Source organism: Streptomyces sp. NPDC003393, assembly GCF_053589015.1.
This window is the reverse complement of record NZ_JBSFRB010000033.1, coordinates 36,291-51,224: the sequence shown is the minus strand read 5'-3', so window position 1 is coordinate 51,224 and position 14,934 is coordinate 36,291. Positions and strand designations below refer to the sequence as shown.

Genomic DNA, 14,934 nt, shown 5'->3' with positions numbered 1-14,934 from the left:
TAACTCCCTGGCTTTGCGGTGATGTGGACGCGGTGGGTTCTCAGCCCCGCGCGGCTACGAACTCCTTGATGGTGGCGACCACGTAGTCCAGCATTTCGTCCGTGAGCCCTGGGTAGACGCCGATCCAGAAGGTGTGCTCAGTGATGATGTCGCTGTTGGTGAGGTCGCCGACGACACGGTGAGGACGCCCGATGTAGGCCGGCTGCCGGGTGAGGTTGCCGGAGAACAGCCGCCGGGTGCCGATCTTCCGTTCCTCCAGGTGCGCGACCAGTTCGGCGCGTGTGAAGCGGGCCTCGGGGTCGACGGTGATGACGAAGCCGAACCAGCTCGGCTGGGACCGCGGGGTCGGCTCAGGAAGCAGCAGGCCCGGCAGACCGTCCAGGCCTTCGCGCAGGCGGCGCCAGTTGCGGCGGCGTGCCTCGATGAAGCTGCCGAGCTTGGCGAGCTGCGTCAGGCCGAGCGCCGCCTGGATGTCGGTGCCCTTCAGGTTGTAGCCGACGTGGGAGAAGATGTACTTGTGGTCGTACCCGGCGGGCAGGTTGCCCATCTGGTACTCGAACCGTTTGAAGCAGGTGTTGTTCTTGCCCGGTTCGCACCAGCAGTCCCGTCCCCAGTCGCGCAGCGACTCCACCACGCGGGCCAGGCGGAGGTTGTCGGTGAGGACGCAGCCGCCCTCACCCATGGTGAGGTGGTGCGCGGGGTAGAAGCTGACCGTGCTCAGGTCGCCGAAGGTGCCGGTGATCCGGCCGTCGTAGGTGGTGCCGACCGCGTCGCAGTTGTCCTCGACGAAGAAGAGGTCGTGGTCCTTGGCGAGTTGGGCCACCTCGGCCACCTCGAAGGGGTTGCCGAGCGCATGGGCGATGATGATCGCCCGTGTCTTGGGGCCGATCGCCTGTGCCACCCGGTCGGCCGTGGTGTTGTACGTCGTCAGGTCCACGTCCACGAAGACGGGTATGAGCCCGTTCTGCAGAATCGGGTTCACGGTGGTGGGGAACCCCGCCGCGACGGTGATCACCTCGTCCCCCGGCTTCAGGCGCCTGTCACCGAGCGTCTCCGAGGTCAGGGCGGAGACGGCGAGGAGGTTCGCCGACGAACCGGAGTTCGTCAGATGGGCCTTTCGCCGCTTCAGGAGCTTGGCGAAGCCGGACTCGAACTGCTTGGAGCTGGGTCCGGCGGCGATACGCAGGGTGAGTGCGGCCTCGACGACGGCGACCCGGTCCTCTTCGTCCAGAACCGCGCCCGACGGCCAGATCTCCGTCACTCCGGGCTTGAAGCCTTCGTCCGACGCGGTCTCACGGTGGTACCTGCGGACCGCGTCCAGCACGATGTCCTTGTCGGCGGTCATCGTCGTTCCCTTCCCGCACCTTCGGTTCCGTACTTGACCGACTTCCACCAGTGAGGGTTGTCGCGGTACCACTCCACCGTGGCGGCCAGGCCGTCGTCGAAGCCGGTCAGCGGCGCATAGCCCAGTTCTTCCCGGATCTTGGAATCGTCGATGGCGTACCGCAGGTCGTGCGCCTCGCGGTCGGCCACGTGGCGGATCATCTCCTGCCCCTGGCCGGTCAGATCCAGGAGGCGTTCGGTGATGGCGCGGTTGGTCCGGTCGTTGCCGCCGCCGATGTTGTAGATCTCGCCGGGCCGGCCGTTGTCGAGCACGAGATGGATGCCGCGGCAGTGGTCGTCCACGTGCAGCCATTCACGGATGTTGCGCCCGTCGCCGTACAGCGGCACCTGCTTCCCCTCGAGCAGGTTGGTCACGAACAGCGGGATGAGCTTCTCGGGGTGCTGGTACGGCCCGTAGTTGTTGGAACAGCGCGTGATGGAGAGGTTCAGGCGGTGTGTGGTCCAGTACGTGCGGGCCACCAGGTCGGAACAGGCCTTGGAGGCCGCGTAGGGGCTGTTGGGCAGGAGCGGGCAGTCCTCGGTCCAGGAGCCCTCTTCCACCGATCCGTACACCTCGTCGGTGGAGACGTGCACCACCCGCTGGACACCGCTGTCCAGCACGGCGTGGAGCAACGTCTGGGTGCCCAGGACATTGGTGCGGTAGAAGTCTCCCGGGTCGGCCAGCGAGCGGTCCACGTGGGATTCCGCGGCGAAGTGCACCACGGCGTCGTGTCCGGGCAGCAGTTCGTGCAGCAGCCTCGCGTCGCAGATGTCACCCCGGACGAACTCCAGACGCGGGTGCGCGGCCGGCAGATTGCCGCGGTTGCCCGCGTAGGTCAGCTTGTCCAGGACGGTGACCTGGGCGTTCTCCCAGCCCGCGTAGGTGTTCGCGAGGAGGTTGCGGACGAAGTTCGAACCTATGAAACCGGCTCCACCGGTGACCAGGATCTTCATGCCGCGACTTCCACTTGGGTGTGGTCTCCGACGACCAGGCGGTAGCGGTCCGTGCTCTGCGTGGTGATGCCGATGGAGGCGGAGCGGCCGACCAGGGAACTGTGCAGGCCCCGAACGCCGGTGACCGTCGCCTCGTCCAGGACGATGGAGCGCGTCAGCCGGCTGCCGACGACCGCGCAGCCGCGCCCCACGGACGTGTGCGCGCCGATGTGGCTGTCCTCCACCACGGTGCCCGCACCGATGATCGCCGGTCCTTCGATGCGGGAGCGCACGATGCGTGCCCCCTTCTCCACGACGACCGGCCCCACGAGCACGCTGGTGTCGTCGACCACGCCATCGACACAGGGACGGAAGCCGTCCAGGATGCGCGCGTTGCACGCCAGGACGTCGCCGACCTTCCCGGTGTCCTTCCAGTAGCCCTCGTACGTGCTGGCCCGTACGTCCGCGTCGTGTGCCACCAGCCACTGGATCGCATCGGTGATCTCCAGCTCGCCACGGGCACTGGGCGTGATGGCGGCGATCGCCTCGTGGATCGCGGCGGTGAAGAAGTACACCCCGATCAGGGCCAGGTCACTGCGCGGCCGCTGTGGCTTCTCCACCAGGCGCAGTACCTCACCGTCGGGCCCCAGTTCGGCCACGCCGAAGGCAGTCGGATCCTCGACCTTGCACACCACGACATGAGCTGCCGGGCGGCCGGCGATGAAGTCCTCGGCGATGTCCGATATCCCGTCGGGCAGCATGTTGTCGCCCAGATACATCACGAAGTCGTCGTCTGCGAGGAAGTCCCGGGAGATGGTGACCGTGTGAGCAAGACCGAGCGGATCCTCCTGGCGGATATAGGTCAGCTGGGCTCCGAACCGCGACCCGTCCCCGAGGGCCCGCTGGATCTCGTTGTCGTGGCCGTTGACGATGATGCCGATCTCGTGCACGCCGAGATCCAGGATGTTCCGTACGACGTATTCCAGGACCGGCGTGTTCGCTATGGGGATGAGCTGCTTGGGCATCGAGTAGCTGAAAGGCCGTAGACGGGTGCCCGATCCGCCGGCCAACACCAGGGCTTTCATAGTGGTCCTCTCCATTCGTGCGGGCTGCTTTTCAGCCACGATGCTCCGCGGTCAGCCTCTCCACTATCGGGATGACGTCCTTCGGTGCCGGGGCGGCCAGCATGTCCTCGTACAAGTCGCGGGCCCCGGCACGGAACGAGGGTTCCGTGATCAGCCGGACGAGGTCCTTTCGCATGCTGTCGACGTCGAGCGCCACGGGATCGAGGATCAGTCCCCCGCCTCGGCGGCTGATGTACTGCGCGATGACCTTCTCGTCCCACAACGGAATAGGCACGATCAGCTGCGGTACCTGGAACGCCACGCAGGCACCGGAGGTGCCGCCACCGCCGTGGTGGATGACTGCCGAGCTGGTGGGCAGGATCTGGTTGAGCGGCACGTATCCGATGGCGCGGACATTGTCCGGGAGCGCACCCACGGTGGCCAACTGGTCGCTGTTCAGCGTGGCGACCATTTCCAGGTCCAGGTCGGACACCGAGTCGAAGAACTCTCCCAGCGGGAAGCCGCCCTGCGGGCCGTCGAGGAGCCGACGGGTCTGACCCAGTGTGAACACCACCCTGGACCGCTCGGGCCGGGTGTGCAGCCACTCCGGAAGCGCGCTGCCACCGTTGTACGGGATCCAGCGGACCGGTACGTACCGAAGATCCAGCGGATACTGCATCCGCGCCGCGGTCAGATCCATGGTCCACTGGCCGAGCAGCGTCTCCTCGGTGAAGTCGAGACCGTACCGCTCGAGCACCGGCTCCAGCCACGGCAGCCACGGGTCCTGCGTCAGGCCGGAGGACGGATCGGCCAGCTCCTGCCGCGTCTTGGAACGGACCAGACCGACGTTGTCCATGCCGAACAGGAGGCGGGCGTGGGCAGCGCCGCAGGCACGCGCGGCCACCGCACCGGTCGGGGCCAGCGGGTCCCACAGCACCAGGTCCGGGCGCCAGCCCCGGGCGAACTCCACCAACGTGTCCAGGACCGGCCGGCGACCGCCGCTGACCGACTCCCGCGGATAGTGCGCGCCGAGCAGGTCGATCAGGATGTCCCGACAGGTGCGCCAGGTGTTCTCGTCGTCCGGGTCGATCTCCGCGGTACGCCGGTTGGGGCGGTTCGCATCGGCGAGCAGGGGTGCCAGCGAGTCGGCGAGTTCCTCCTTGCCGCCCAGTGGCACTGCGGTAAGGCCGGCCGAGGCGATGTTCGTGAACAACTTCGGGTCGATTCCGGCCTCAGAGGTGGCCATCACGACTTCGTGACCGGCGCTCTGCAGTGCCCATGCCAGTGGGACTACTGGATATACATGTGACGATGCCGGAAAGACGTTGAAGAGGATGCGCATCGATGACCTTCCTTGAGGTTGTCCATACGACGCTGGCGGCTGCCGTTCGCCAGCAGCGTGCAGCCCTGTTCTAAAGGTCTACTTGCGCTGTGCACCCGCCGACGGTGCCCCGCGCGGACGCGCGGTAGCGGGCCACGTGGTCGGCGGTTGCTTTGGCCAGTCACAAGTCCTCCTTCCTAACGTGCGGTGTCCGTCGGCTTCGCTGCGCGTGCGCCGTCCGCGATGTCTAGGAAAGGGGGCCGCCGGTGGTCGTTCTGGCACTGGAAGGCAAAGGGAAAGACGGAGAGGTACCTAGGAAGACAGTGCGCCGACTGGACCGGGTGATCATCCGGTTCGCGGGTGACTCCGGTGACGGTATGCAGCTGACGGGTGACCGGTTCACCTCGGAGACGGCGTCGTTCGGCAACGATCTGTCGACGCTGCCGAACTTCCCGGCCGAGATCCGCGCCCCTGCCGGCACGCTGCCGGGTGTCTCCTCGTTCCAGCTGCACTTCGCCGACCATGACATCCTCACGCCGGGCGATGCGCCGAACGTTCTGGTGGCGATGAACCCGGCGGCGTTGAAGGCGAACATCGGCGATGTGCCGCGCGGGGCCGAAGTCATCGTGAACACCGATGAGTTCACCAAGCGGGCGATGCAGAAGGTGGGCTACTCGCAGAGTCCTCTGGAGGATGGTTCGCTGGAGGCCTACAACGTGCATCAGGTGCCGTTGACGACGCTGACGGTGGAGGCGCTGAAGGAGTTCGACCTCTCGCGCAAGGAGGCCGAGCGCAGCAAGAACATGTTCGCGCTTGGCCTGTTGTCGTGGATGTATCACCGGCCCACCGAGGGCACGGAGAAGTTTCTGAAGGCCAAGTTCGCCAAGAAGCCCGAGATCATGAAGGCGAACCTGGCGGCGTTCCACGCGGGCTGGAACTTCGGCGAGACCACCGAGGACTTCGCGGCCTCGTACGAGGTGGCGCCGGCTCGCCCGGGTACGTTCCGCCAGGGCCGGTACCGCAACATCTCCGGCAACCTCGCGCTCGCCTACGGGTTAATCGCCGCGTCCCAACAGGCGGACCTGCCGCTGTACTTGGGCTCGTACCCGATCACTCCGGCCTCGGACATCCTGCACGAGCTGTCCCGGCGCAAGAACTTCGGGGTGCGGACCTTCCAGGCCGAGGACGAGATCGCCGGCATCGGCGCGGCACTCGGGGCGGCGTTCGGTGGCTCGCTGGCCGTGACGACCACATCCGGCCCCGGTATGGCGCTGAAGTCGGAGACGATCGGCCTTGCGGTCTCTCTCGAACTGCCGTTGCTGATCGTGGACATCCAGCGCGGCGGGCCCTCGACCGGCCTTCCCACCAAGACCGAGCAGGCCGATCTGTTGCAGGCCATGTACGGCCGCAACGGCGAGGCACCGGTGCCGGTGGTGGCCCCCAGGACCCCGGCGGACTGTTTCGACGCGGCACTGGAGGCGGCCCGGATCGCGCTCACCTACCGCACTCCGGTCTTCCTGCTCTCGGACGGCTATCTCGCCAACGGCTCCGAGCCGTGGCGGATCCCGGAGATCGATGAACTGCCTGATCTTCGGGTGCAGTTCGCGCAGGGCCCCAACCACACGCAGGCCGACGGCACCGAGATGTTCTGGCCCTACAAGCGTGACCCGAAGACCCTGGCGCGGCCGTGGGCGATCCCGGGCACACCAGGTCTTGAGCACCGTATCGGCGGCATCGAAAAGCAGGACGGCACCGGGAACATCTCCTACGACCCGGCCAACCACGACTTCATGGTCCGCACCCGGCAGGCCAAGATCGACGGCATCGACGTACCGGATCTGACCGTCGTCGACCCGGACGGCGATGCCAACGCCCTTGTCCTGGGCTGGGGTTCGACCTACGGACCGATCACCGCCGCCGTCCGCCGCCTGCGGACGTCCGGTGAGCGGATCGCGCAGGCCCATCTGCGCCACCTCAACCCGTTCCCCCGGAATCTGGGTGAGATCCTGAAGCGTTACGACAAGGTGGTAATTCCCGAGATGAACCTCGGTCAGCTCGCCACCCTCATCCGGGCGAAGTACCTGGTCGACGCCCACAGCTACAACCAGGTCAACGGCATGCCGTTCAAGGCTGAGCAGCTCGCCACGGCTCTCAAGGAGGCCATCGATGGCTGAGACGACCACGGAAGGAAACGGGGGCGGCAGCGTGGAGACGCTTCTCTCCCTCGTCCCCAAGGCCGAGACCAAGCAGTCCATGAAGGACTTCAAGTCCGACCAGGAAGTGCGCTGGTGCCCCGGCTGCGGTGACTACGCGGTCCTGGCCGCCGTGCAAGGGTTCTTGCCCGAACTCGGCCTGGCCAAGGAGAACATCGTCTTCGTCTCCGGTATCGGCTGCAGCTCCCGCTTCCCGTACTACATGAACACCTACGGGATGCACTCCATCCACGGCCGCGCCCCCGCCATCGCCACCGGCCTCGCCTCCTCCCGACGCGACCTGTCCGTGTGGGTCGTCACCGGTGACGGCGACGCCCTGTCCATCGGCGGCAACCACCTCATCCACGCCCTGCGCCGCAACGTCAACCTCAAGATCCTGCTGTTCAACAACCGGATCTACGGCCTCACCAAGGGCCAGTACTCCCCCACCTCCGAACTCGGCAAGATCACCAAATCGACCCCCATGGGCTCCCTCGACGCCCCCTTCAACCCGGTCTCGCTCGCGATCGGCGCGGAGGCGTCGTTCGTGGCCCGCACCGTGGACTCCGACCGCAAGCACCTCACCAGCGTGCTGCGCGCCGCCGCCGACCACCGCGGCACCGCGCTCGTGGAGATCTACCAGAACTGCAACATCTTCAACGACGGCGCCTTCGAGGTGCTGAAGGACAAGCAGCAGGCCGAGGAAGCCGTCATCCGCCTCGAACACGGCCGGCCCATCGTCTTCGGCGCCGAAGGCTCCAAGGGCGTCGTACGTGACCCAGCCACCGGCGACCTCACAGTCGTACCCGTCACCAACGACAACCGGGGCGACATCCTCGTACACGACACACACACCACCTCACCCACGACCGCCTTCGCCCTCTCCCAGCTCGCCGACCCTGACACCCTGCACCACACCCCCATCGGTGTCTTCCGCAACATCGAGCGTCCCGTCTACGACACCCTCATGGCCGACCAGCTCGACACCGCCGTCGAACAGAACGGCAAGGGCGACCTCGCCGCCCTTCTCGCCGGCAACGACACCTGGACCGTGGAGACTTCCTCATGACGTACGTGATCGCCCAGCCCTGCGTGGACCTCAAGGACAAGGCGTGCGTCGATGAGTGCCCCGTCGACTGCATCTACGAGGGACCACGCAAGATGTACATCAACCCCGACGAATGCGTGGACTGCGGCGCCTGCGAACCGGTGTGCCCCGTCGAGGCCATCTACTACGAGGACGCCCTGCCGGATGAATGGGCCGAATACGGCTCCGCCGACCAGGAGGTGTTCGCCATGGCCGACGTGGCGGGCGGCGCGTCAGCGGCCGGGCCGCTGTCCGCGGACCACCCGGTGGTCCAGGCCGAGCCGGTGAAGGAGGCCGGCTGAGTTCCACGGCACACGGGCCGGGGCCCTTCCCAGATGTCTGGGGAGGGCCCCGGCCGTAGTCGAACTATTCGAAGAAGATGCCCTCCGGGCCGTGAACTCCCGCACAAGAGTGAGTAGTTCGCCCTCGCCGCCGACACGTCGGGTGGGGTGGCCGCCCAGCCGCCCGGCCGCCCGGCCGCCCGGAGACAGATCGCGCTGGTGATCAGGATGTCACGCAGAATCCACCGCGTGCCGGTTCTCGATGGCCTTGCGCACGGCCGTCGCAACCGTGTGCACCTCACCGTCGCTCAGGCCGGGATGCAGGGGCAGGCACAGCGTCCGGTCCGCGGCCCAGTCCGAGTGAGGCAGCTGCAGGCTCTGGGAGCCAAACGCGGGGACCTTGTGCAGCGGTGCGTAACGGAAGGTCGTGTAGATGCCGTCCTCATAGAGGTTGCCGGCCAGATTGTCCCGGATCTCCGGCGCGGTCTGCACCCAGTAGAAGTAGTGCGTGGACTCGTGGCCGTCCGGCAAGGCGGGGGGAAGCAACAACCCTGGAACGTCGGCCAGTTCATGGTCGTACAGCGCACAGATCTCCTGGCGCCGGCGGATGAACTCGGGCAGTCGGCGCAGCTGTACCGCGCCGATCGCGGCGGTGAGGTCGTTGCCGATGACACGGCGGCCGGGCTCCGGGATGTCCAGCTCCCACCAGCGGGAGGAGACCTTCGCGTAGCCGAAACCGCTGGGCTGGGCCAGCCCGTGGTAGGCAAGGCGCCTGATCCGTGCGGCTCGTTCCGGGTCCTTGACGTAGATCATTCCGCCGTCACCGGTGACCAGGACCTTCATGGCGTCGAAGCTCCACATGGCAAGGTCGCCGAAGGTCCCCACAGCCCGGCCGTCCACCCGGGACGCCACCGAGCAGGCCGCGTCCTCGACCAGGGTGACACCGAGCTCCCGGCAACGGTCCGCGATGCGCACGATGTCACCCGGCGAGCCGCCGTAGTGCAGGACGATGACGGCCTTGGTGCGGGGGGTGAGCGCCTGCTCGATGTGCTCGACCGTGGGGTTGAGGGTGCGGGGGTCGACGTCGCAGAAGACCGGTCGGGCACCACAGGTGACCACGGCATTCGCGGCGGCGACGAAGCTGAGGGACGGCAGGACCACCTCGTCGCCCTCCCGCAGGTCCAGCGACTCCAGGGCGAGGAAGAGCCCTGACGTACCCGAGTTGAGGAAGACGACGTGCTCGGCGGGCACATCGATGTGCTCCGCGAACGCGGCCTCGAAGGCCAGAGTCCGCGGACCGTGTCCCAACCACTTGTCATCGAAGGTCTCGGCGACCGCGGCAAGTTCCTCCGCCCCGACTTGGGGCTGAAAGAGATTGATCATGACTACCTTTCGTGTCTCCGCCTGGCAGGTCGAGGCTGGCGTCCGGCACAACGCCGCCTTGACCGGGGACCCGCGGCGTCCGTGCCGCGGGCCCTCGGTCGTGGCGGGTCAGGTCATGCTGGTCTCTCGGTGCCGCTGCGGGGCTGTGGACGGCGGGGTGGGGCCGGCCTCTGTCACTGAGGACTCCATGCGGTCCAACCGCAGCCAGGTGTGCAGTCGGCGCAGCGGGCGAGGGGCCCACCAGTTGGCGCCGCCGAGCAGAGCCATCAGGGAGGGCACCAGCAGTGCGCGGACAAGCGTGGCGTCGATGAGTACCGCGAACGCGGTGCCCAGGCCCAGTTCCTGGACGAAGACCAGCCGGGACAGCGCGAGGGCGCCGATCGCGATGCAGAACAGCGCTGCCGCGGAGGTGACGACGGGTCCGGTCCTGGCCAGGCCCTCGGCGACCGCCTCGCGGTCGTCCAGGCCCGCGCCCTTGCCCTCCTTGATCCGCCCGAGGAGGAAGACGTTGTAGTCGGTGGACAGGCCGAAGGCGAGCGCGAAGAGGAGCACAGGGGTGGTCACCTCGATGCCGTTCTGCGCGGTGAAGCCGAGGTTGCCGTCCTGGAAGACCCAGACCAGCAGCCCCAGGGCGGCGCCCGTGGACAGCAGGTTCATCACCAGCGCTTTGATCGGCAGGACCACCGAGCCGGAGAAGGCGAACAGCAGGAGCAGGGTGATCAGGGCGAGAGCGGCCGCGGCGAGCGGCACCTTGTCGCCGATGCTCGCCTGCTGGGCCAGGAAGTCCGCGGTCACACCGGTGTAGCGGGCCTTGGCCGGTGGCGCGATGTCCTGCACCTCGGCCGCCGCGTCCTTGGCCACGGTGCCCTGCGGCTCCCCGCTCAGCACGGCTTCGATCTCCCAGTGCCCGCTGTCGAGGCGGAAGGGTTTGCTGACGGACGCCACGCCGTCGACCGCACCGATCTTCTTCGCGTACGAGGCGAGCTTCTCCCCGGACGAGGTGTCCAGGACGATCTGCAGTGGTGCGGAGGACGGCTTGGCGAAGTCCTGCGCCAAGGCCCGGGAGACCTGCCCCGCGCTGGTCGAAGCAGGCAGGGTGGAGGCGTCGGCGCCGCTGAACTTCAGGCCGGTCACGGGTGCGGCGACCAGCAGCAGCACCGCCGTCGCGGACAGCGCGACCACACCGGGCCGGCGCATCACCGCAGAGGCGATGCGGTGCCAGCGGTTGCCGGCCTCCTGGTGCGCCGTGTCCTGCCGCTGCCAGCGGCGCGGGGCGAGAGAGTTGATCCGACGGCCGAGGACGGCCAGCAGTGCGGGCAGCCCGACCAGGGCGAACAGCGCTGCCGCTGCGACCGTGAGGACGCCGGCCAGTCCCAGGGAGCGCAGGTACGGGTGCGGGAAGAACATGATCGCCGCCAGTGCCGCGGCCACCGTCAGCGCGCTGAAGAACACCGTCCGGCCGGCACTCGCCATCGTGCGCCGGAGGGCTTCGGGGCCGGGTCCGTGGACGGCCAGTTCCTCCCGGTAGCGGGAGACGATCAGCAACCCGAAGTCGACTGACAGGCCGAGCCCCAGAGCGAAGGCGAGGTTGAGGGCGCCCGAGGAGACACTCATGGTCTCGGTGGCCAGCCGCAGCCCGGCCAGCGTCAGCAGCAGGGAGACCGCGGCGCCGACCACCGGCACCAGCGCGGCCACGACGCCGCGGAAGACCAGGAAGAGCAGGATGAGGATGAACGGCAGCGCCAGCCCCTCCGCCTTGGAGAGGTCGGCGCTGGAGACCTGCTCGACCTGTGCCTGACCGGGGGTCGGGCCACCGAGCCAGGCACGTCCCTTCAGCCCCGGTGTGCCGGCGATCGCCTTCTGCAGTTCCTTCTCGGCGGCGGTGGTGTCCTTGTCCTTCATGGGCCCGACCGTGGCCAGGACCACCGTGCTGCGAAAGTCCTCGGAAATCAGGGCCGGGTTGGCGGCGTAGTCGACCACCTGCTTGACCTCGGGTCGTTCCCGCAGCACAGCGGCCGCCGCCGCCACCGCGGCGGGCGGCTTGGCCTTCGGGTCGATCGGCGCACCCATGCGCACGAGGATCGCGTAACCCTGCTGGGTATCAACCCCCGTGGCCTGCTCGATGATGCGGCGGGCCGCTACGTTGGCGCCACCGGGATCTTCGTAGTCGGACAAGCCGTTGGTGAGCCGGCTTTCGACCGTGCCGCCGAACACGGCAGCCACGACGGCCGCGAGGCCAACCAGCAACAGGCTGATGCGCCGCCCCTTGTACAGGGCGGCGCCCAGGGCAGAGAACATGGATCGTCACCTTCCGTCGGGAAGCCCACCGTGACGGCAAGGGCTTTAGCCCCGCTGAAGGCGGCCTGCCGATCCGCGCGAACGCGTGGCGCGGTCTGAGCTGCGGGCGGCCGCCGGGCCACCGCGCAAGCGGGGCTTCAGCGTGCGAGGCCAGGCTCGTCCGGGGCGCGCACCGACGCCGGCCCCGCCTGTGAGCGCGAGGAGAGGACCAGCGATGCAGTCGACGTACGACGAGGATGTGCGCACGTCCCCTCTCGCGGCCCCACCGGACCCGCGCCGCTGGGCGGTCCTCGCGGTCCTGTCCCTCGCCCTGTTCGTGATCATCCTCAACAACGGGCTGCTGAACGTTGCGCTGCCCAGCCTGATGCGGGACCTGGACATCGGCATCAGCACGACGCAGTGGATCGTCGACGGCTACGCGCTGGTCTTCGCTGCCTGCCTGCTCACCGCGGGCACCCTGTCCGACCGGTACGGCCGCAAGCGGGCCACCCTGCTCGGCGTCGCGCTGTTCGGCGTCGGCTCGCTCCTCGCCCTCGCCTCCGGCGGAGCGGGCCAACTCATCGCCGCACGAGCGGTGATGGGGGTGGCCGCGTCGCTCGTCATGCCGGGAACCCTGGCCATTTTGGTGGACGTGTTCCCCGAGCACGAGCGGCCGCGCGCCCTCGCTGTATGGGGCAGTGCGTCCGCGCTGGGAGTGGCCGTGGGACCGGTGCTCGGCGGTACCCTCGCGGGCCACTTCTGGTGGGGTTCGGTCTTCCTGGTGAACCTGCTGCCGGTCGCCGTCGTCCTGGTCGCGGGTCTGCTGTTGCTGCCGGAGTCGGCGGCCCCCGTGCCCCGGCCATGGGATCCGGTGGGCGCGGTGCTCGGCTCCGCGGTCATGGTGGGCCTGGTGTTCGGCGCCATCCACGCCTCGGGTGGGGGATGGGCATCGGCCGCCGTCCTCGGTGCGTTCGGCGGCGCGCTGGTGTGCGGCACCGGTTTTGTGGCGTGGGAACGGCGGCACCCCAGCCCGATGGTCGACTTCACGCTGCTGCGCCACCCTGTCTTCCTCGGCGCGAGCGCCGGCATCATGCTGCTCTTCTGCGGCCTGGCCGGCAGCCTCTTCGTCCTCACCCAGTTCCTTCAACTCGGCTTTGGCTACGGCCCGTTGAAAGCGGGACTCGCACTCGCCCCGGTCGCGGTCGCGGTCGGTGCCGGATCGGCCGTCGCCCCGTGGCTGGCCCGCCGCACCGGCCCGCGCGGCAGCGTCAGCACCGGTCTGGCAGCGGCCGCGGCCGGCGCCCTGACACTCGCGGCGGCCGACGGCTACCCGGACGTCCTGACCGGGCTCACGCTGATCGGCGTGGGCGTCGGCCTGGCCCTCGGACCCGCGACGGACACCGAGCTGTCCCTGGTGGCCCCCGAACGATCGGGCAACGCGGCTGCCCTCAACGACACCATGATGGAACTCGGCAACGCCATCGGCGTCGCCGTCATCGGCACCGTGCTCGCGCATGGCGCGGCCGGCACCGCGGCGCCCGGCGCCCGCGTCGAGGCCGCCGCGCCGGCGGGCTTCGTCACCGCGGCGGTCATCGTTGCGGCCGGCGCGGTGCTCGCCGCATGGCTGCTACCCGGTCCGGCCTGCCCCGCAGCACACGAAGAGACGGGCGAGTCGGTCGTCCGCACCCCGCACACGGGGAAGGATGTGCCCGTCCGGCCGGCCTGAGCCGGATCATGACGACCGATGTCCCGCGCCGCCCCACCGACGTGCCCCGGCTCAGGCCCGCCGGCCCTCACGTCCACGAGGGCGATGCCTCATCGGGCAGGACGCGCCAGGAGCGGGTCGCATATCCGGTGCGTGACACACACTGACCGGCCGTCGACTTGACGATGTGCCATATCGCGACTCCCGACGTACGGGTCGCCACCGCTTCCGCGTTCCGCTGTCACCACACCACGCGATCCTCGACGGCGAACCGGCCCTGCCTCCCCACCCGGCTGATTTGGCTGTCTTTTAGCGGTCAACCGCATGCTCGTGGTGTGCCTGCCGGGACCCGCTCCACCGTGCGTCGAGGTGTCCGGCCGGTCGGGCAGGTGCCCGTGCGCGTTCGCACACCGGGACCCGGACGTCCGCCGCCCCTCCGGTCCGTCCTCCTCGCCGCCCACGGTGCCGCGGCCCCGGCGGGCGTCCAGACCAACCGGACGAGCCCGAGGCGGAACGGAATGACGCGTTACCTGTCCCACACCTCCCCGACGGACGACGCCGAGACCGGGGTGCGGCTGTTCTGCTTCCCGTACGCGGGCGGCGGGGCGTCGGCCTACCGGCGCTGGCAGCGCGGCCTCGACATCCACGCTGCGGGCGCCCGGGTGCTGCCCGTCCAACTGCCCGGCCGCGAGGGCCGGATGGCCGAGCCGCGCTTCACCGACCTGCACGCGCTCGTCGCCGATCTCGACGAGCAGCTGGACGCGGAACTGGAGCACCCGCACCTGTTCTACGGGCACAGCATGGGCGCCCTCGTGGCGTACGCGCTGACCGCCCGGCGGCAGCGCCGCGGCGCGCCGCTGCCCATGGCGCTGGCCCTGAGTTCCTACCGGGCGCCGCACCTTCCGGCGCCGAAGATCGCCGACCCGGGAGCGAGCGACGAGGAACTCGTGGCCTCGCTCGCCGCGTTGGGCGGCATCCCCCAGGTGATCCTGGAGCACCCCGACTTCCTGGCGGCGCTGCTGCCCGTCGCCCGCGACGACCTCATGCTGTGCACGACGTCCTTCGCACCGGACACGGAGGCCGTACGGGTGCCGCTGCATCTGTTCATCGGCGCCAGGGACCGGCTCGTGTCGGTGCCCGAGGTGGCGGCCTGGCGACGCCACGCGGGACGCGGCTACGAGGTACAGGTCGTGCCGGGCGGGCACTTCTTCATCCGCGCCCACGAGGACGTCTTCCTGCAGGAGCTCGCGTCCGTGATCCGCCAGTACGACAGGGTCCCGGTGCTCGCCGACGCCCTGTCCGCCTGAC

At 68.9% G+C, this 14,934-nt stretch carries 11 protein-coding genes; 5 read left to right on the top strand and 6 right to left on the bottom strand.

Going from position 1 to position 14,934, the window contains the following annotated elements:
- Positions 1–40: 40 nt before the first annotated feature.
- The 4 genes from rfbH to ACWDUZ_RS27160 are packed head-to-tail and all read right to left on the bottom strand — an operon-like array spanning position 41 to position 4,722.
- Positions 41–1,345, bottom strand: a complete 1,305-nt coding sequence (rfbH, locus tag ACWDUZ_RS27175; RefSeq protein WP_451634429.1) for a lipopolysaccharide biosynthesis protein RfbH — start codon at positions 1,343–1,345, stop codon at positions 41–43.
- Positions 1,342–2,337 (bottom strand): dTDP-glucose 4,6-dehydratase, encoded by a 996-nt coding sequence (gene rfbB, locus ACWDUZ_RS27170; protein ID WP_451634428.1) that lies wholly within the window; start codon positions 2,335–2,337, stop codon positions 1,342–1,344. Before rfbB ends, rfbH begins: the two co-directional genes overlap by 4 nt.
- Complete coding sequence (locus ACWDUZ_RS27165; RefSeq protein ID WP_451634427.1) at positions 2,334–3,401, bottom strand: glucose-1-phosphate thymidylyltransferase; 1,068 nt, start codon at positions 3,399–3,401, stop codon at positions 2,334–2,336. The genes rfbB and ACWDUZ_RS27165 overlap by 4 nt, the downstream gene beginning before the upstream one ends.
- 31 nt (positions 3,402–3,432) lie before the next feature.
- Positions 3,433–4,722 (bottom strand): nucleotide disphospho-sugar-binding domain-containing protein, encoded by a 1,290-nt coding sequence (locus ACWDUZ_RS27160; protein ID WP_451634426.1) that lies wholly within the window; start codon positions 4,720–4,722, stop codon positions 3,433–3,435.
- Positions 4,723–4,967: 245 nt separating this feature from the next.
- Here ACWDUZ_RS27160 and ACWDUZ_RS27155 point away from each other — a divergent pair, with 245 nt between their 5' ends.
- The 3 genes from ACWDUZ_RS27155 to fdxA are packed head-to-tail and all read left to right on the top strand — an operon-like array spanning position 4,968 to position 8,282.
- On the top strand, positions 4,968–6,875 hold the full coding sequence (locus ACWDUZ_RS27155; protein WP_451634425.1) for a 2-oxoacid:acceptor oxidoreductase subunit alpha: 1,908 nt from the start codon (positions 4,968–4,970) through the stop codon (positions 6,873–6,875).
- Positions 6,868–7,962, top strand: a complete 1,095-nt coding sequence (locus ACWDUZ_RS27150; protein WP_451634424.1) for a 2-oxoacid:ferredoxin oxidoreductase subunit beta — start codon at positions 6,868–6,870, stop codon at positions 7,960–7,962. The genes ACWDUZ_RS27155 and ACWDUZ_RS27150 overlap by 8 nt, the downstream gene beginning before the upstream one ends.
- Positions 7,959–8,282, top strand: coding sequence for a ferredoxin (gene fdxA, locus ACWDUZ_RS27145; protein WP_451634423.1), 324 nt, complete (start codon positions 7,959–7,961; stop codon positions 8,280–8,282). Before ACWDUZ_RS27150 ends, fdxA begins: the two co-directional genes overlap by 4 nt.
- 210 nt (positions 8,283–8,492) lie before the next feature.
- Here the strand turns inward: fdxA and ACWDUZ_RS27140 are convergent, their stop codons facing one another.
- Both ACWDUZ_RS27140 and ACWDUZ_RS27135 read right to left on the bottom strand, forming a co-directional pair.
- Positions 8,493–9,644: a DegT/DnrJ/EryC1/StrS family aminotransferase gene (locus ACWDUZ_RS27140; RefSeq protein WP_451634422.1), complete on the bottom strand. Its 1,152-nt coding sequence runs from the start codon at positions 9,642–9,644 to the stop codon at positions 8,493–8,495.
- Between the two features lie 108 nt (positions 9,645–9,752).
- Positions 9,753–11,942, bottom strand: a complete 2,190-nt coding sequence (locus ACWDUZ_RS27135) for an MMPL family transporter (protein ID WP_451634421.1) — start codon at positions 11,940–11,942, stop codon at positions 9,753–9,755.
- A 214-nt stretch (positions 11,943–12,156) separates the two neighbouring features.
- Between ACWDUZ_RS27135 and ACWDUZ_RS27130 the strand changes: the two genes are divergently transcribed.
- Positions 12,157–13,647 (top strand): MFS transporter, encoded by a 1,491-nt coding sequence (locus ACWDUZ_RS27130; RefSeq protein WP_451634420.1) that lies wholly within the window; start codon positions 12,157–12,159, stop codon positions 13,645–13,647.
- 497 nt (positions 13,648–14,144) lie between these two features.
- Positions 14,145–14,933: a thioesterase II family protein gene (locus ACWDUZ_RS27125; RefSeq protein ID WP_451634419.1), complete on the top strand. Its 789-nt coding sequence runs from the start codon at positions 14,145–14,147 to the stop codon at positions 14,931–14,933.
- Position 14,934: the final 1 nt, after the last annotated feature.